14 protein-coding genes are annotated in these 16,804 nt (G+C 56.0%); 13 read left to right on the top strand and 1 reads right to left on the bottom strand.

The genetic code is table 11. The annotated features are described in order from the left end of the window. The first annotated feature begins 58 nt into the window (after positions 1 to 58). From MOV80_RS19040 to MOV80_RS18980, 13 genes are all read left to right on the top strand, one after another. Positions 59 to 1,261 carry an integrase arm-type DNA-binding domain-containing protein gene (locus MOV80_RS19040; RefSeq protein ID WP_249605398.1) on the top strand — a complete coding sequence of 401 codons (1,203 nt, stop codon included), beginning with the start codon at positions 59 to 61 and terminating at the stop codon, positions 1,259 to 1,261. Positions 1,262 to 1,359: 98 nt separating this feature from the next. Then, positions 1,360 to 2,151: a hypothetical protein gene (locus MOV80_RS19035; protein ID WP_249605397.1), complete on the top strand. Its 792-nt coding sequence runs from the start codon at positions 1,360 to 1,362 to the stop codon at positions 2,149 to 2,151. A gap of 645 nt (positions 2,152 to 2,796) precedes the next feature. Beyond that, a complete protein-coding gene (locus MOV80_RS19030) occupies positions 2,797 to 3,015 on the top strand; it encodes an AlpA family transcriptional regulator (RefSeq protein ID WP_019100960.1) in 219 nt (72 codons plus the stop codon). A 25-nt stretch (positions 3,016 to 3,040) separates the two neighbouring features. Then, entirely contained in the window at positions 3,041 to 3,766 is a 726-nt protein-coding gene (locus MOV80_RS19025) for a hypothetical protein (RefSeq protein ID WP_249605396.1), read from the top strand. A 12-nt stretch (positions 3,767 to 3,778) separates the two neighbouring features. Beyond that, positions 3,779 to 4,756, top strand: coding sequence for a P2 family phage major capsid protein (locus MOV80_RS19020; protein ID WP_249605395.1), 978 nt, complete (start codon positions 3,779 to 3,781; stop codon positions 4,754 to 4,756). A 13-nt stretch (positions 4,757 to 4,769) separates the two neighbouring features. Then, positions 4,770 to 5,048, top strand: coding sequence for an ogr/Delta-like zinc finger family protein (locus tag MOV80_RS19015; RefSeq protein ID WP_249605394.1), 279 nt, complete (start codon positions 4,770 to 4,772; stop codon positions 5,046 to 5,048). Between the two features lie 548 nt (positions 5,049 to 5,596). After that, positions 5,597 to 5,770 (top strand): hypothetical protein, encoded by a 174-nt coding sequence (locus tag MOV80_RS19010; RefSeq protein ID WP_249605393.1) that lies wholly within the window; start codon positions 5,597 to 5,599, stop codon positions 5,768 to 5,770. Next, positions 5,767 to 6,075: a DUF1484 family protein gene (locus tag MOV80_RS19005; RefSeq protein WP_118268187.1), complete on the top strand. Its 309-nt coding sequence runs from the start codon at positions 5,767 to 5,769 to the stop codon at positions 6,073 to 6,075. The genes MOV80_RS19010 and MOV80_RS19005 overlap by 4 nt, the downstream gene beginning before the upstream one ends. Before the next feature lie 10 nt (positions 6,076 to 6,085). After that, on the top strand, positions 6,086 to 8,887 hold the full coding sequence (locus tag MOV80_RS19000; RefSeq protein WP_249605392.1) for a toprim domain-containing protein: 2,802 nt from the start codon (positions 6,086 to 6,088) through the stop codon (positions 8,885 to 8,887). A 1,019-nt stretch (positions 8,888 to 9,906) separates the two neighbouring features. Beyond that, a complete protein-coding gene (locus MOV80_RS18995; protein ID WP_249605391.1) occupies positions 9,907 to 11,676 on the top strand; it encodes a retron Ec67 family RNA-directed DNA polymerase/endonuclease in 1,770 nt (589 codons plus the stop codon). Between the two features lie 572 nt (positions 11,677 to 12,248). After that, positions 12,249 to 13,862 carry a sensor domain-containing diguanylate cyclase gene (locus tag MOV80_RS23570; protein WP_249605390.1) on the top strand — a complete coding sequence of 538 codons (1,614 nt, stop codon included), beginning with the start codon at positions 12,249 to 12,251 and terminating at the stop codon, positions 13,860 to 13,862. A 369-nt stretch (positions 13,863 to 14,231) separates the two neighbouring features. Next, positions 14,232 to 14,780: a hypothetical protein gene (locus MOV80_RS18985; protein ID WP_249605389.1), complete on the top strand. Its 549-nt coding sequence runs from the start codon at positions 14,232 to 14,234 to the stop codon at positions 14,778 to 14,780. Positions 14,781 to 14,886: 106 nt separating this feature from the next. Beyond that, entirely contained in the window at positions 14,887 to 15,321 is a 435-nt protein-coding gene (locus MOV80_RS18980; protein WP_249605388.1) for a hypothetical protein, read from the top strand. A gap of 344 nt (positions 15,322 to 15,665) precedes the next feature. Here the strand turns inward: MOV80_RS18980 and MOV80_RS18975 are convergent, their stop codons facing one another. Further along, the gene (locus MOV80_RS18975; RefSeq protein ID WP_249605387.1) at positions 15,666 to 16,085 is read right to left on the bottom strand and encodes a hypothetical protein; all 420 of its coding nucleotides are present in this window, start codon (positions 16,083 to 16,085) and stop codon (positions 15,666 to 15,668) included. Positions 16,086 to 16,804 lie beyond the last annotated feature (719 nt).

The following is a 16,804-nucleotide window of genomic DNA, read 5'->3' as shown; positions in this document are numbered from 1 at the left end:
GGGGAATCACTAAAGGGGGCACATTTCGATGCCCCCAAATGCACCCGAGACCCCGCCCATGCCCCTGACCGATACTGCCTGCAAGACGGCCAAACCGAGAGAGGACGGCAAGCCACTTCGCCTGTCCGACGAAAAAGGCATGTACCTGGAAGTCATGCCCAACGGCTCCAAATACTGGCGGCTGAAGTACCGCTTCAACGCCAAGGAAAAGCGCCTGGCCCTCGGCGTCTACCCAGAGACCACGCTGAAGGAGGCACGTCAGAAACGAGACGATGCCCGTCGGCTGCTGGCCAATGGAGAAGACCCAGGCGAGCAGCGCAAGCTGGTAAAGATGCTGAAGCAGGCCGCGACGGCCAACACGTTTGAAGCCATCGCGCTGGAGTGGCATGAAAGAGAAAGCCACGAATGGTCCGCCGCCCACAGTGAGCGCGTTTTGTCGGCCATGAGGGCCCACATTTTCCCTTACATCGGCGACAGACCCATCAACGACATCCGCCCACTTGAATTGCTGGAGGTGCTGCGCAAGGTGGAAAGCGCCGGCAACATCGACACCACCAAACGCCTACGGCAACGCTGCTCAGCCGTCTTCCGCCTAGCCATCCTGACCGGCCGCAGCGACAGCGACCCGGCCGCACCGCTGACAGATGCTCTAAAGAGCCAGCAATCCACCCCGCGCAAGGCGCTGATGCGCGAGGACATCCCCAGCTTTCTGGAAGCTCTGGAGAAATACGACGGCAATCTGCAAACCAAGCTGATGATGAAGTTGATACTTCTGACCTTCACCCGCGTCGGAGAAATGGCTATGGCCCGATGGGAAGAGATCGACTTCGACAAGGCTCTGTGGACCATCCCTCCAGAGCATCGCAAGCTGCCTGAGAAATCCAAGAAAACCGCACCTCCGCATCTCGTACCGCTATCCAAGCAAGCCCTGGACGTGCTGCGCCAGCTTCACACCATCAGTGGCGGCCGCGAGCACATTTTTCCTAACCGCAACAGCCCTCGCCGGTCAATGTCTCCGGAAACCCTACGCCGTGCCCTTCACAGCATGGGCTTCAGGGGCAAAGCTGATGTCCACGGCTTCCGCTCGACAGCATCCACTATATTGAATGAAGAAGGTTACAACCCTGATGCCATTGAGCGTCAGTTATCACACATTGAAACAAACAAAGTACGAGCTGCTTACAATCGAGCAGAGTACTTTGAAGAGCGTAAAAAGATGATGCAATGGTGGGCAGAGTTTCTAGAAAAAATCCGCATTTAACACACATATAGTTCACCACACCGACACCAAAGCATTTCCAAAAATATAACTTCTAGAGCACAAATAAAACCTGAAACAACACGACACAGGAACCCCAAATGAAAAATGAAGACGCACAAAAAATACTTTGCGCACTTTGCCAGGAAGACAAACCACTAAGAAATTCACACGCGATACCAAATTCAATATTCAAAAAAATACTTAAGAAAAATCACGGAAAAGCCATTTCATTTAAAAGCGATAGCCACTCAAAAATTATTCAATCAAGTGATAGCTGGGCTAAAGAACAACTTTGCTATGATTGCGAACAACATCTAGCCAACAACTATGAAACCTATTCTATAGGTGCTTTTCGTGGACAGGGCATCAAAATCACCAAGGAAAGCGCATCAACCCTCCTCTCAGGAGTCAACACAAAAATCATTCAACTATATATTTTATCCATAATTTGGAGGGCATCTTTATCAGACCATCCGGCATATGCATCAACACACCTTGACAAAGGAAAAACGGAACTTCTACGCAACGCATTATTAAAAAAACAGCACTTACCCAGCCTTGATTTCACAATAAAAATCTCCAAGCTAATTGACACATCCCATAGCAATGGATTTTCTTCAAAAAACTTAAAAGACATGATTTTTTCACCATTTTCACGATACCCACCCCAAAGCAAACACCATTCAATCTGCCTAGTTTTTGAAGGTTTTTTTATAGAAACCTATACTCCAGGCCTCCTTCTCAAACAAAGAAGGGAAAAAGGATTTTTGAACACAAAAACCAAGCTTATTGAAATACCACACATCGAGATACTATCCATCCCCGAAATACTTTCCTCGTTACATAGTGGATTACAAAAACATCACAATGGACTTACAAACATCAGATAAATTCCCCTCCCTACCGAAAAGCAGCCTTCAATTACCAATCAAATAAACATCAATCGTCGGTAATCAGTACAAGCAACTCGCCAACTATACTATTCAATAAATTAAGCCATATGGCATTTCCAAAAACATCATGAGCCTTCAAACTCTTGTAGCTCATAGCTCTCCTCTGTTCCCAGCGCGCGCTATCGAAGCCCCGCCTCGCCCCCGCACTTCATGGGCCGCTAATCATGCAGCTGCATGAACCCGTGCCAGGCCCATGCCGTATGGCCTGGCGCACCCTTGTCCCCCCGCCCGGATTCATGCGTTTTCATGCACGCTATGCATGCAGTCGCCCTGTTCGCTGACCGCCCCCGCTTCGCGTTTTCCTGCTGTCCCCCGTTTCCTTGCCGCTGAGTCCGTCCTAGCCCGTCCACCGCCGTCCGATGCTGTTCCATGGCGGGCCATTTTGCGCCCGTGTTCCTGTTTTCCCGCCCGTCGTCAATAGCAAAATCCGCGTTTTTTGGGCGTTTCAAATTTTTTTGTTGTGTGGGAGCGCGGCACAACCCAACCCCAAAACCCCGTTTGTAATTTCCGCAATACTGCGTTCGCTGATCGGCGTATCCGATGCCATCCACTGATATCCACCTCCACTGACAAGGACGCTTCATGACCGCTGTTGCCGCTTCGCCCTCTTCTCAACCGCTGCGCTTTCTGCGCTTGCCGGAAGTCATCGCCACTTGCGGCCTGTCCCGCTCGTCGGTGTACGACGCCATCAAGCAGGGCCGTTTCCCGGCACCGGTGCCGCTGGGCGGCAAGAGCGTGGCCTGGCTGTCCTCTGAAATCGAGAGCTGGATGGCGGCACGCATCGCGGCCCGCCGCGCCTAACCCCGCAACTTCCCGGACTCAGACCATGCATATCCAGAACCCCACCACCCAAACCCGTCTCGCCGCCGCCGTGGCCGAGTTGGCCGAACGCCAGAGCGCTTTTGAGCACGCGCTCGACGCCTGGCAGCAGTTGACCAGCCAGACCACGCGCCGCGAGCACACCGCCGCCGCGCTGCGCATGGAGGCCGAGCAGGCGCGCAAGGACTGCCGCCAGGCGATGCGCTCGACCTTGGGCATTCCCACCAAGGCGGTGCGCGAGTTGAAGCACAAGGAGATGGCCAACCTGGAATTGGCCGAGGAAACGTTGAAGATCGCCGAGGAAGAGAAGCTTCAAGCCGAGATCCAGCATGAAGCGCTGTTCGAGCAGCGCAAGGCGCTGGCCGAGGCGCGCGACGCGCTGCAGCGCCAGTACTGGGACGCGGTACTCGACGACCACCTGCCCCAGTGGGGCGAGCAACTGCCGGTACTGACGCTGTTGCTGACCCAAGCGCCGCCGGCCTGCATCGAGCGCGTGTTCGGCTGCGCCGACTGGCACCGCGAAGAAGAGCAAGTCCAGGCCGTGCTCAAGCCCGGTGCGCTGCAGCAGACGCTGTGCCGCGCTTCGCCGGCGGCCCCAGACGACCTGCTCGCCCGCTTGAACCAGCCGCTGCCGCCGCTGGCCACCCCGCCACTACAGCAGCACAACGTGATTGCCCGACAGCGATACCAAGCCCAGCGTGACGCGCAGTACCAAGCCCTGATCAACCGCTAACTGAGACGAAACATGCAGAACCCCACCCGCCACGCACTGAACCAGTTCATCGACCGCTATTACCACGAGTTGGAGCAGTACCGCGCCCAGGACAGCCTGTACGCCACCCCCACACCCCAAGCGGCACAAGCCCGCCTCAACGCGCTGAAGGCGCGCAGCCGGCTGCTGTCCGCGATCAACCTGCTCGGCGTCTCCGAGATCCGCGGGCAGGCCAAGCACTTCGATATCGCCGGCACCTTGGCCGCCACCGTCGACACCCAGCGCCATGAACGCCAGCCGGCCGGCAAGACCTGGCGGCCGGCGCAGTACCACTGCCAGCAAACCAACTTCGACGCCGCCTTCAGTTACGACACGCTGGACGCCTGGTGGAGCGAGAGCCAGACCCCGGCCGGCTTTGAAGACCGCGCGCGGCAGGCGCTGGAACGCCGCATCCTGCTGGACCGCATCATGATCGGTTTCCACGGTCTGCAGCGCGCGCCGAACTCGAACCGAGAGACCCATCCGCTGTTGGAAGACGTCAATCTCGGCTGGCTGCAGCAGATCCGCGAGCAAGCGCCGCAACACTGGATCGAGGGCGCCCGCATCGGCGAGAGCGAACGCTTCCGCTCGCTGCATCGCCTGGTGCGCTATGCGCTCAAGCAACGGCTTGCGCCGGCGTGGCGCGATGATCCCGGCCTGGTTGTGCTGGTGGGCGCGGACTTGCTGCCGGATGCGGTCTGCGACGCGAATCCCCAGGACGACCTGGTGTTTCACAAACAGCGCCTGGGCGGGCTGCAGGCCGCCAGCGCCGCCTTCTTCCCCGGCGATAGCATCTTGATTACCCGGCTGGACAACCTGTCGCTGTACTTCAATCCACACGCCAGCCGCTACCACTACCACGAGGAGCCGTCGCTGAACCGGGTGGAGTTCTACCATTCCAGCCACGATGCCTACGTCATCGAAAACCTCGCCGCCTGCGTGCTGATTGACGCCGTTGAAATCGTCGACTGAAGGAGAGTGCAATATGGCCTTCCCTTGCCCCTTATGCGGCGCGGTGTCGCGGGTGCGGACCAGCCGCATGCTCAGCGCCGCGACCAAGGAGAATTACTACAACTGCAGCAACGATGACTGCTGCCACCAGTTCAAGACGCTGGAAGGCGAGCCGATCACCCTGGCCCAGCCCATCCACGGCGGCGCGCGGATTCCGCCGGAGCGGCTGCGCACCTTGCCGGGCCTGTCGCCCTCGCCTCGGCAAGCGCTGATCGTCACGCCCGGCCGCGTGCGTCATCGCGTCTTGGGCTAAGCGCCATGGCTCGCCGGCCGGCGGGCCATGTAGTCCCCCTGAAATTGACCTTGAATCGCGTCGGCTGAAATGGATTTAATTTACTTATTTACTATTGAATCGCTATCAGATTAGAACGACTCATAAAAATGCTACCGACTCCCCATTTAAATGGTCCCCAGCCGAGTTTAAGACCGCCCTCTTATCGCCCATGACTCAGTCCCACGCTTTAGAAATATCACCCCCGATGAACTGCGCGAACCTGATTGCCCACCCCCGCAAGCGAATTGACAAGCCCGCTCGATTGCTGCACCATCTTCACATCGCTTTCAAAACAGCGACCGGGCTTGGCGGCCCGAACACTATGGCGGACAGCCGCCTTTTTATTATCGCGGCTATTTTTACGTCCGTTAGAAACACCATTGGTGCGTCCATTTCTATGGCGGGCAGTGGTGGGGGCGTGCTTGCACGCGCCGGTTCCATAGTGCCGGTCCGCCAACCCTATCATCTGCCTGTCTCCCCGCTTGGCGGCGAGGAGTTGGGCTTAATCGCACACTATGGAGGCATCCATGCCTAAGCTTTCCCGCGTCTTATCTCGCTTTTTCCCCGCGTCCGTTATCCCTGTTTCCGTCTTACCCAACGAAGCCGAAGCCCGTGCGCTCGCCGCCTTGCTGGTCGCCCAGGGGCAACGCGCCTTGATTCATCGCACCGCCGCCGGTTTCGCCGTGGAGGTGCTGGCATGAACGCCCTCATTCTGTCCGCCGTCCATCACCAACTGGCCCAGCTGCAGCAGCTGGCCGACACCCCCGAACATGCCGCGCTGCGCGAGCCGCTGAGCCAACTGGCCAGCCTGTGCCGCCGCATCGAACACACCGTCAGCGCCGGCGTCTCGCGCCTGACGCGCACCGGCGACGGCCTGCAGGGCCTGGTCGAGCTGCTGGACTGCGCCGAGAACCAACCGCTGCCGGCGCAACGCCTGGCCGGGCTGCTGGCGCCGCTGCAGCAACAAGTCATCGACGCCAGCGCCGACATCGGCCAACTGCTCTAAGGACAAGACCATGACCGCAAGAATCCCTCTCCCGCGTACCGGGCGAGACGCCCCCGGCTTGTCTGGCGGCGCGCCGACCGCCCTGGGCCAATGGTTCGACCAGCTCAAGGAACAGATCGACTTGCACGACCTGGCGGCCCGGCTGGGCCTGAAGCGACAGGGCAAGGGCAACTATCACAGCCCGCATCACCCGGACCGCCAAGCGTCACTGTCGATCTTCGCCGACGGCCGCGGCTGGAAGGACTGGAGCGGCGACGCCGGCGGCAGTTGCATCGACTTGCTGCGCTACTGCCAACCGGAGCTGGACACGCCGTTGGCGGCCGCGCGCCTGCTGGGCGACTGGTACGGCCTGCCGCAACCGAAACCCGCGATGAAGGACAAGGCCGTGCCGGTGCGCAAGTCCACCCTCGACTACATTGGCGAACGCTGCCTGGCCCAAGCCGATGCGGCCATCGCCTACCTGACTGGCCGGGGCATTGAGGAAGCGGTGATCCGGCGCGCGCTGCGCTGCAAGACGCTGGGCTGGAACGATTGGCACAGCGCCAAGATCGCCGCCGGCGAAGTGGGCCACGGCGGCGCGGCCGTCGCCTTCCTGGTGCGCAGCGGCGGCCGGTTGGCGGCGGTGGATCTGCGCTATGTCGATCCGGCCTTGAACGGTGGCGTGAAGACCCAATGCCAAGGCGCGCGCGAGGGCCACGGCTGGTGCAGCGACCCGCAACGGCTGCAACGCGCCCGCCTGGTCTACTTGGTGGAAAGCCCAATCAATGCGCTGTCGGTGGAGAGTTGCACCCCGCCGGACGTGGCGGCGCTGGCGCTGCGCGGCGTCGGCAATGTCGACAGCCTCGATTGGACGGTGTTGCGTGGTAAGGCGGTGCGGGTGGCGCTGGACCATAGCGACCCGGTCAACCCGGCCAGCGGCGTGCGGCCGGGGCTGGCGGCGGCCTGGCGCTTGTCGGAGAAGCTGACGGCGGCGGACATCGGCCATCTGCTGGTGGACATGCAGGACTGGGACGAAGGCGAAGACCTCAACGACGTGTTGCGCCAGCACGGCGCGGACGGGCTGCGCGGCCGGCTGCGCAAGCTGGAGCCGTGGCTGTTGCCCGGCATGCCCGGCGGCGGCGAACGGCTGGAGGGCACGCGGCGGGTGCAACTGCCCGGCCATGACTGGGCGGTGTACTGGCGTTTCCGGGTGAAGGAGGACTTCACCCAATACGTCGACGAGTTCAAGACCGACGACGACGGCAACCGTTCCGAGACGCTGGGCGACCTGTGTTCCTTCCGTGTGGCCAGCCTGTCGCGGCTGCGCATTCAAAGCCATCTGGCCACCATCAGCGGCGCGGCCGACCATCAGCCGGAAACCGTGTTCGGCGTCAGCGCCCAGCTGGCGCGCCATGGCACGGTCTTGCATCGAGAGGTGGCCACCGACGACAAGCTGTACAACCTGGAATGGTGGAAAAGCCGCTTCGGCGCGATCTGGAAGCCGGCGCAGTTCCAGCGCCTGGTCAACCTGATGGAGCGGGCGGCCGACCTGGGCGCGCGCGACGTGGTCAACTTCGTCGGCCTGGCGTGGAAGGCCGGCGCGCTGACGGCGCAGGAGGGGCAGGACTGCTATTTCGTCGAGCCGCAGAAGCAATGCCTGTACTACAACCTGACCTTCCCGCGCGGCACGCCGCAACAGGCGCGCACCGTGATCCAAGCCTATCAGGACACCTTCCGCGACAATGCGGCCGCCATCCCCCTGGTGTGGGCCTTGGGCGCGCACCTCAAAACCCTGCTGGGCTTCTATCCGCACTTCCAGATGCAGGCCGAGAAGGGCTCAGGCAAATCCAAGCTGCTGGAAAGTCTGCAAACCACCCTGGCGTTTCAGGTGCTGTCCGGGCAGATGCTGAAGACCGACCACCGCCGCCGCGCCTCGGTGTCGTTCACCTCGCAGCCGGTGGGCTGGGATGAATTCTCCAAGCTGCCGAAAGCGGTGCTGTCCGACATCGACGCGCTGCTGCAGTCGACCTATCGTTTCGAGTTCACCCGCGTCGGGGCCAGCCTGACGCCCTACCTGATGTGCGCGCCGGTGCTGCTGGCCGGCGAGGAAGTGGACGTGCAGAGCCTACAGTCCAAGCTGTGTCGCAGCAGCCTGTCGGTGGCGCGACAAGGCGCGTTGATTCCGCATGATCTGCCGGCCTTCCCGCTGTGGCCGTGGCTGCAGTTTCTGGCCGACGTCGAGCCGGCCCGGCTGCGCGACCTGCACCGCCATTACCTGGACCTGTGCGAACGTCACAGCCGCGCGCCCACCGGCGACGCCACCGCGCGGCGGATGATGGAGAACTACGCCGCCCTGCTGTGCAGCTGGGCTTTGCTGTGCGAGTTCGCCGACCTCGACCCGCAGCAAGGCGGCTTCATCGAAGACCTGATGGCGGAGATGAACAGCCATATCGTCGACACCGACGGCAGCCGCCTGCCCTGGGTGTGGATCATGGAAATCCTGCTGTCCGAGCTGGAAGCGCGCCGCTTCGACTACCCGCACTGCTGGGACCGGGTCAAACTCCCTGACGGCCGCAGCGAGATGGCGCTGTTCCTCCGACCGAATCACGTCATGGACCATCTCTCCACCGCGCCGCATCTGCGCGCCAAGTTCGACGCGCTACCGGTGAAGACTGGCCGCATCTTCAAGCATCAGCTGCTGCAAAGCCCGGTGGTGCTGGCCGACGGCGTCGAGAAGACCATCCACGGCCGCCGCCAGGGCCATCTGACCGCGATCAGCCTGCCGCAACTGGAAAAGCTGGGCCTCTACGCCGCGCCGGACATCCAACCCTAACCCTACCCGCCCCCTCGACAGCCCGCCTTGTGTGGGCTGTCACGCATTCCCCCGCTCAAACTGCAAAATTGCGAAGCCTCATACACACCAAATATGACATTGACAATACAAAACCAGCGAGAACAGCCGGAAATCGCCGGTTTCCGCGCCATTGGGTAGGGGAGGATGTAAAAAAATTCCGTGGATTGACCCCGCTTCACGACCTAAGTCATTGATTGTTGAGAAGAACCTATCCACGGTTTGCCCTCCAGAATCCACGGTTTCCCCTCAAACTTCCACGGTTTGCCCCATTTCTTCCACATTGGGGTTTTAGCCTTTTACGGCCTCTAAGTACTTCTTCTTATTTTAAAAACAAAGAGATAGAGATAAAAAGCAATGAAAAGGGAAGACAAGGGCCATCCACGGTTTCAGCGCGCTGCTTAAAATTTAATCCACGGGTTTGCCAGCGGAAGTCGTGGAAATGGTGGATACGCCCTTCCCTTCATGGCATTGATTTTATTGAGGTTTATGCGACATCCACGGAATCGGGGGGTGAGGCCGTGGACAAACCGTGGATGAAAAGCCGTTACAGGACAACAACTTAGGGCCCAATCCACGGTTTCGGGGGGATTTTAGGTGTGTGTGCCTGGCTGAGTGGCAAGGAAGACGCGGTTTACAATCGACTGCTAATGGCCAGTTGCGATCAGTCGCTGTCGATTAATCGCCGACATTCAGACGGCCGCTCGACTCCAAAAGTAGTCGTAGTACGAAATCAAGCTTATCGGCCGAAGCAGACTGCCCGTAAGCTTTGTGGATGTGTCTATGGTTGTCAGGAAAGGTCAAAATTCTTGTAGGCATAATTTTCAACTGATAGAATCAGTTTCGGCTTATGGGCAGATTTTGGGTCGCGTATCGCGGCCAGTGACAACAATGTCCGATAGGATTGCCCTTGAAAATGACTTGTCGACGCTTCATAGTCCCTCGACAGATGCGTAGGAGTGCCCATAAGCCATCCCCCATCTTGAGCTTAATGCGACTCTATGAAGAAAATCGATTCCCTGCGAGCCATCAAAACAAAACCTGACCTTGCAGTCCTTCTTGGAGTTAAAGCCCAATTTCTTACGTATACATTATACGTATTAAAACCTTCCAGTCAGTACAAAACCTTTCAAATTAATAAAAAAAATGGTGGTACTCGAACAATATCAGCACCATTAGGTCACCTAAAGACTTTGCAATCAGCACTTTCTAATTTATTGCAAGATTGTGTCGAAGAAATTAACCATTCAAAGAATGTGGGTACTACGTTTCAGCCTACGCTAGCTCACGGCTTTATTCGCAAACGTTCGATTCTTACCAATGCGATGATGCATTTGCATAAGAAAAATGTTCTCAATGTGGATTTGAAGGATTTTTTCGATAGTTTTAATTTTGGGCGTGTTCGTGGTTTTTTCATACAAAATAATAACTTCAAATTAGATCCAAGCATTGCGACAGTAATTGCACAAATTGCTTGCCATGAGAATAAGCTTCCACAAGGCAGTCCTTGCTCTCCCGTCATTACCAACCTAATTACACATTCATTAGATATTAGATTGGCTTCTTTAGCCAAGGCTAACTCTTGCACCTACTCGCGCTACGCTGACGACATAACCTTCTCCACCAGGGAGAAGGTTTTCCCGTCACGACTGATGGTGGAAACGGAACAAGGATACATTCCTAGCAAGAGACTTAAGAGTGAAATACGACGCGCAGGTTTTGAATTAAACAAAAATAAGATACGAATCCAATATAAGGACTCGCGCCAAGAGGTTACCGGACTAGTTGTAAACCAAAAACCGAGCGTAAAAAGTGAATATTGGCGAACAGTAAAATCACAGTGTCATTCCCTCTTTAAAAGTGGGAAGTTCACCAAGACTATAAATGACACTGAAGTCCCTGGAAACATCTATGAGCTTGAAGGCCAGCTAAATTTCATTGACCAAGTTGATTACCACAATCGGCTTCGTCAAAAAAAACCATTAAATCCCGAGTATCAACTTGCTCAGCACGGAACCAGCACACGTAAATTATTGAACGGACGGGAGAAAACCTTTAGTCGTTTTCTATTCTATCGATGGTTTTATTCAAATAATCAACCAACCATTCTCTGCGAAGGCAAGACTGATAACGTTTATTTGAAGTCAGCCATTAGCCGGCTTGCGACATCCTTTCCAAATCTAGTCAAATCAAAAACCGCAACTGAACCATACAAACTGCTAGTATCTTTTTTTAATTACACTAAACGTACACGCTTTCTGCTTCAACTGTACGGTGGAACGTCATACCTTAAAGCCTTCATTTCCGAATACGACATTAATTTCAACTTTTACAACAAAGCTCCAACCCCAACCAATCCCGTAATTATCGTCCTAGATAATGACAGCGGTCTTACTGATATTGAAGCCTGGCTAATCAAGGCAAAATTAACACAACCACACCCAACAGCCATTAAGAAAGAAAAAAAAGAAATTAGAAAGGCCGAGTTTGTGCATGTAATGCACAACCTTTATGTGGTTTTTACTCCTATTGGCAATAAGGCAACAGAGTCGGCAATCGAGGATTTATTTAAAGAAGAAACTCTAAGGGAAGAACTCTCTGGTAAAAAGTTTAATAAGAATAACAATTACGATAAAGCGACAGAATATGGAAAAGAATACTTCGCTAAAAGAGTAGTCCTCGCAAAAAAGGCGTCAATCGATTTTTCAGGCTTCCATGAGTTACTTGAGCGTATCGAGAAATGTATTGATCACTATCATTCAATAACATGACATCAATTAGGACTTCTCTAGATTTAACTCATTCCGTCAGCTTTACCAAAGACTTACCGGCTAATGGTAGTAGCTGATGATGGTTCCACTCAATTAGCCGACAACGAAGCCGTGACCGAACGAAGGTCAGCAGTGGGCTCAAAGTTGCCGTTCAACGATGGCAAGGATTCTGCGCTGGGGGCATCGACGGGGGCACTTCGAAATTCAACAAACAAAAAAAATATTACATTTCAGTGATTTGAAATACCAATTCTACGCCTGTCGGGGCGCCACTTCTGCCTGCAAAGCAGATCACGCCACAAATCAAAAAGCCGCGTCCGGCAAACGGCGCGGCTTTTTTGCGTCCCGCTTGGCATGCGGATCAGGACGATGGCTGCGGGCAGCTCAGTTCGAAGCGGCATTAGGAACCTCCGCACAGCCAGATCGAAATTACGCCCATCATCAAAAATAGCGGAAGCGATTATTGTGTAGAAGTTCAGACCCCATCTGACAGTCTCCCGCTTTGTCCATGCCCAACTATCAGATCAAATTCAAATCGCCCACCCCACCCCCCGCCTTGCAATCCCGCGCCCGTGGATACAAACATAAAGCTGTACCACCCCATTGGCCGCACCAAGATGAAGCTTCTCTCCCACCTCTGGCCGCACAGTTTCCGGCTGCGGCTCAGCCTGCTGTTTGGCGGCCTGTTCCTGCTGGCCTCCTTGCTGGACGCCGCGCTGGAGCCGCAACTGAACCAGGGCCTGCTGCAAGACAAGGGCGAAGCGCTGCAAGCCACCGCGCGCGGCATCGCCAAATCCCTGGCCGCCGGCCTCAGCCAACGGCGGCGGGAACTGGCGCTGCACACGCAAACCCCGGTTTTCCTCAGCGCCCCGCTGGACAGCCCGGCGCTGCACAGCGGCCTGGAGCGGATCAGGCTGCACAACCCGGACTACGCCTGGCTGGGCGTGATAGCGCCGGATGGCCGCATCGTCTCCGCCAGCGGCGCTGCGCCGTCCCCCCGCATTGAATTCGCCGCCCCGCTGCATGACGAGGCCGGCAAGCTGCGCGGCGCGCTGGCCGCCCAAAGCTCCTGGGCCTGGGTGGCGAACTTGATCGCCGAACGCCTGCCGCGCAACAGCGCCGGGGAAGCGCCGCAAGTCTTCATCGTCAACCAGAACAACACCCCGCTGTTTCCGCCCGGCACGCCGGACCAAGCCGGCATGCCCACGCCGCTGAGCGGCCCCGGCTACCAACAGGGCGACTGGGCGGATGGCGAAACCTACCTCTACGCCGACGCCAAGATAGACGACGCCCCCGGCCCCGGCTGGCGCGTCATCGTCCGCCAAGCGCCGCCGCAAGCGCCGGCCACGCTCAGCCGGCTGCGCTCCGCGCTAAGCCTGCCCGGCTGGATCGTCACTCTGCTGCTAATGGCCGTGGTCTACCGGCTGGCCGCCGCCTTCTGCCGCCCGCTGGAAACCCTGGCCCACACCGCCCAGCGCGTCAGCGCCGGCGACGAACAGGCAGACTGGAGCCTGCGCAGCGGCGCCCGTGAACTGCAACAACTGGCCCAAGCCATGCAACAGATGACCGCCACCCTGCTGACGCGCCGCGGCGAACTGGCCGCCATCAACGCCAGCCTGGAACAAAAAGTGGAAGAGCGCACCGAAGCGCTGAGCGAAGCCAAGCGCCAACTGGAGGAAAGAGCGACGCAACTGGAACAACTGGCGCGCAGCGACGCGCTGACCGGCCTGGGCAACCGCATGGCCGCCGCGGAACGGCTGACGGCGGAATACCAACGCTTCCACCGCAGCCGCGCGCCCTACTCGGTGCTGCTGCTGGACGCCGACTACTTCAAGCGCGTCAACGACAGCCACGGCCATGCGGTGGGCGAGCAGGTGCTGCAACAGATCGCCGCCGCCCTGAACGGCGCGGCGCGCGCCACCGACTTTGCCGCCCGCTACGGCGGCGAGGAGTTTCTGCTGCTATTGCCGGACACCGACGCCGAAGGCGCGCTGGTGCTGGCCGAGCGGGTGCGCGCGGCGGTGTCCGCCGCCGCCAACACCGTGGCCGGCGTGGTCACCGTCAGCATAGGCGCGGCCACCGCGCGCGACGACGACGCCACCCACGAAACCATCGTTCAGCGCGCGGACGAGGCTTTGTATCGGGCCAAGGAGAATGGGCGGAATCGGGTCGAGGGGGCGGGGTGAGTTAGCGATTGGGGGGTTGCGGTAAGGTGGCTGATTGAGTGAGGGCTTGTTGGCCATGCGGCTGGGTATGCCTTTATGCTAGCGTGACTGCTATTGGCCAGAAGCAGACATTGTGGAAGTTTCTCCAAAGTAGCCGTAGGCAAGATATGCCTACAGAATGACAGACAGAAACGTATCTGGCACAATAACTATGTCATGTAATTTTACACGTATGACTGCCATATATTTTCGTAGATATTTCCTGGAGTCTTCTGATCGCCCATATCAGCAAGATATCCTGGTAGCTATGCCATCCAATATTTACAGTCCCCGAGCAGAATTATTCGACCATAATACCATTTATTTTATATTAGGCTCCACAAAAACAATATGCAAACATTCTTGATACCCATATATTTTGTCAAAATTGTTCTACTAATTCTTTTGATATTGTTAGTAAATCCATATGCTGATTGGGCGGTTGATTACATAATCTTACCCCTATATAAAAGTGGCCTCGATGACACATACCGAAAAGCAACTCAATATGCATTATCTGTAGTACCACCTATCATTGCCCTCGTTATTGATCGACTGTATGAGCGTTGGTACAGGAAACGCCAAGATAAATACAGCAACATTCGAAATCAACTCAATCAAATACAAGCAGCCAAACAGGCACTGCTTAGCTCAACTCAGTTTCTTGAGCAGATTTCAGAGACAATCGAAAGGAGCGAAAAACGACAGGCCGAATTGGAGGCACAAGTCGAAGCACTCCAGTCTGCATCGAAAGAAAGTACCGAAGATCTACGAAAGAAGCTTGATGCAATTTCTCTTGTAAGTCGCAGACAGGAATATTGGCGAACGGGATTTGCATTTGCATCGGGAGTTGCATCATCACTTGTAGCCTCGGGAATATGGACCATCTTGCAAAAATGACCATGCGCTTTTTGACAGTGATGTCCAATCCTTCGGCCTACCGGACGCTGTGCGATAAATCCGCACAACGCCGGTGACTTCCATCTTAGCCACTTACGGAGTATTCATGACTGTTGCGATTGCTTCACTGCTATCAATTTTTGGTGTCGTCATCGGTGCGTTCTTGCAGAATTACCTTGCTCGACAGAATAATGAGGTAAAGCAGCTTCTCGAATCTCGTAACCAAGCTTATATTGATTTCTTTGAGGCCATTTCTCTTGTGGCTTCGGCTCAACGCCTTGGAAAAAGAGAACAGGAGTTAGAGCAGCTTGCTAAGCTTACTCACGCAAAAGCGCGCATCTGCATGTTCGGTGAAGAGCACGTTGTCAAACGGCTCGCAGTTTTCTGGGAGGCTGGCGCAACGCTCGAAACCGAGTCGGAGATTCTTGCATTTACGCGTTTTACTCTTGATATACGCAAGTCTCTCGGACTAAAGGACAAGGAATTTATTAGTGCAGAAGTTTCGCAACTTTTATTTTCCATAAAACCACCATACAGCTAACCAATTATTTCTCCGGGCCTGCGCGCCAAAGCACGCAACCCAGTTACTTTTACGTTCCCAAACATCCGCCCCCAATTATCCAGGCACCACATAGGGTCGTAAACCGCCACACCCACACCTCAACTTTACCGTTTATTTCGGCCAAAAACCAGGCCCACAACCAAGTAGAGCGCCCTATTCAATAATCATATTTATTGTCAAAAAAAACCTCTACTTGACTCAAAAACTATCACACTGCATATCTGTTTAGAAAAAAAGCCCCAAACACTTTGCAGCAAGGTCATAAAATCAACACCTAATTTTTAATACCGGCTACATATAGTTGCCAACCACGCCACTTATGCTTACAGCTCCTTAACAGGCATCCCAAAATTGAGTGCAGCCTCAAGCACTTCCTTAGCCAACAAATCATCTTCAATGATCAAGGCACGCTTTGTCTGCTCATTAAATAGGTGATAAACCGGCCCATCCTGAACAAGCTCCTGCACCGCCAAGCCTTTTTCTCTACAAGCAGCCACGATGCGGCGTCCTTCTCTGCTCTCGAAGCTACCCAAATCTACAAGAGCCTTCCCCCGTAAGCGAGACATCACCGCGGTTGCTGACAGCAAGGAATATTCTGGCAGCACTGATCTTATGGCTTTGATATCTTGCACAGAAGGCCCCTCTCTTGAAAAGACAAGAGAAAGAGCAAGCTCCTGTTTTCGAACGCAGATCACCACCCAACCAGGAGCTGTTCCATCCCATAGATATTCATACTGCTTCATGCCCCCCCCTTATCCCTTTGAAATAACAAGCCCAGCTTTCCTTCAATAATCATTGTGAGCGGAGAAATCGGAGTCTCTCGCTAAGCTAGCTTTTAGCACCCTCATCCGAACCATCATTCATATGGTCCAACAGTTTTTTCTGAGCCGAAGGCTGAACAATGCATACACCCTCCATAACATGGCCATTAAATCACAACCCATAAGCAATAGCCGAATGAAAGACCGCTAATTTTACCGCCATGGATAGATGTGTCGTTGCCCTCATAATGCTAAAGGTACTGCAATACTCAAAACTTGGTCTGAGAGACACGACCTAAATTGAATCCCCCACCCTTGACGCCCCCTCCCAGCCTGTTTAGGCTTGGTTCCGCGCCGTGCTCAATCACACAGCGCAGGGCTGGCAAGCCCAAACTAGCTTCTCCCGCAGACACAACGGTCCGCTTTGGCACCGTTACGTCTGTTGCCACGCCGTACCCATTCGGGGCGGGCCGTGGCAGGGAACCCGTTAGGGTTGCCGGTTCTTTGGAAGAAGCTAGCCGGTCTTGCCACCTTGTCATGTGCCTGCCCCAGCCTCGCCTGGGCAGGTTTCCACAGATGACATGGAGACCGTGATGACCTTCTCTACCTTTCCCCCCGCCATGCCGCCGCCCGCCTGTCCTCACTGCGCAGGCCAAACTGTCGCACCCGCCGCTGTACCGGTGATGGAGCAGCTGCACCAC

The organism is Chromobacterium sp. IRSSSOUMB001 (assembly GCF_023507765.1).
GTDB classification, from domain to species: Bacteria; Pseudomonadota; Gammaproteobacteria; order Burkholderiales; family Chromobacteriaceae; genus Chromobacterium; species Chromobacterium haemolyticum.
The sequence above is the reverse complement of the archived record's forward strand: the minus strand, read 5'-3'. Positions and strand labels throughout refer to the sequence as shown.

Excerpts from the sequence above, each read along its gene's own strand:
- MOV80_RS19040 (WP_249605398.1), top strand. The coding sequence starts at position 59 with ATGCCCCTGACCGATACTGCCTGCAAGACGGCCAAACCGAGAGAGGAC.
- MOV80_RS19035 (WP_249605397.1), top strand. The coding sequence starts at position 1,360 with ATGAAAAATGAAGACGCACAAAAAATACTTTGCGCACTTTGCCAGGAA.
- MOV80_RS19030 (WP_019100960.1), top strand. The coding sequence starts at position 2,797 with ATGACCGCTGTTGCCGCTTCGCCCTCTTCTCAACCGCTGCGCTTTCTG.
- MOV80_RS19025 (WP_249605396.1), top strand. The coding sequence starts at position 3,041 with ATGCATATCCAGAACCCCACCACCCAAACCCGTCTCGCCGCCGCCGTG.
- MOV80_RS19020 (WP_249605395.1), top strand. The coding sequence starts at position 3,779 with ATGCAGAACCCCACCCGCCACGCACTGAACCAGTTCATCGACCGCTAT.
- MOV80_RS19015 (WP_249605394.1), top strand. The coding sequence starts at position 4,770 with ATGGCCTTCCCTTGCCCCTTATGCGGCGCGGTGTCGCGGGTGCGGACC.
- MOV80_RS19010 (WP_249605393.1), top strand. The coding sequence starts at position 5,597 with ATGCCTAAGCTTTCCCGCGTCTTATCTCGCTTTTTCCCCGCGTCCGTT.
- MOV80_RS19005 (WP_118268187.1), top strand. The coding sequence starts at position 5,767 with ATGAACGCCCTCATTCTGTCCGCCGTCCATCACCAACTGGCCCAGCTG.
- MOV80_RS19000 (WP_249605392.1), top strand. The coding sequence starts at position 6,086 with ATGACCGCAAGAATCCCTCTCCCGCGTACCGGGCGAGACGCCCCCGGC.
- MOV80_RS18995 (WP_249605391.1), top strand. The coding sequence starts at position 9,907 with ATGAAGAAAATCGATTCCCTGCGAGCCATCAAAACAAAACCTGACCTT.
- MOV80_RS18985 (WP_249605389.1), top strand. The coding sequence starts at position 14,232 with ATGCAAACATTCTTGATACCCATATATTTTGTCAAAATTGTTCTACTA.
- MOV80_RS18980 (WP_249605388.1), top strand. The coding sequence starts at position 14,887 with ATGACTGTTGCGATTGCTTCACTGCTATCAATTTTTGGTGTCGTCATC.
- MOV80_RS18975 (WP_249605387.1), bottom strand. The coding sequence starts at position 16,085 with ATGAAGCAGTATGAATATCTATGGGATGGAACAGCTCCTGGTTGGGTG.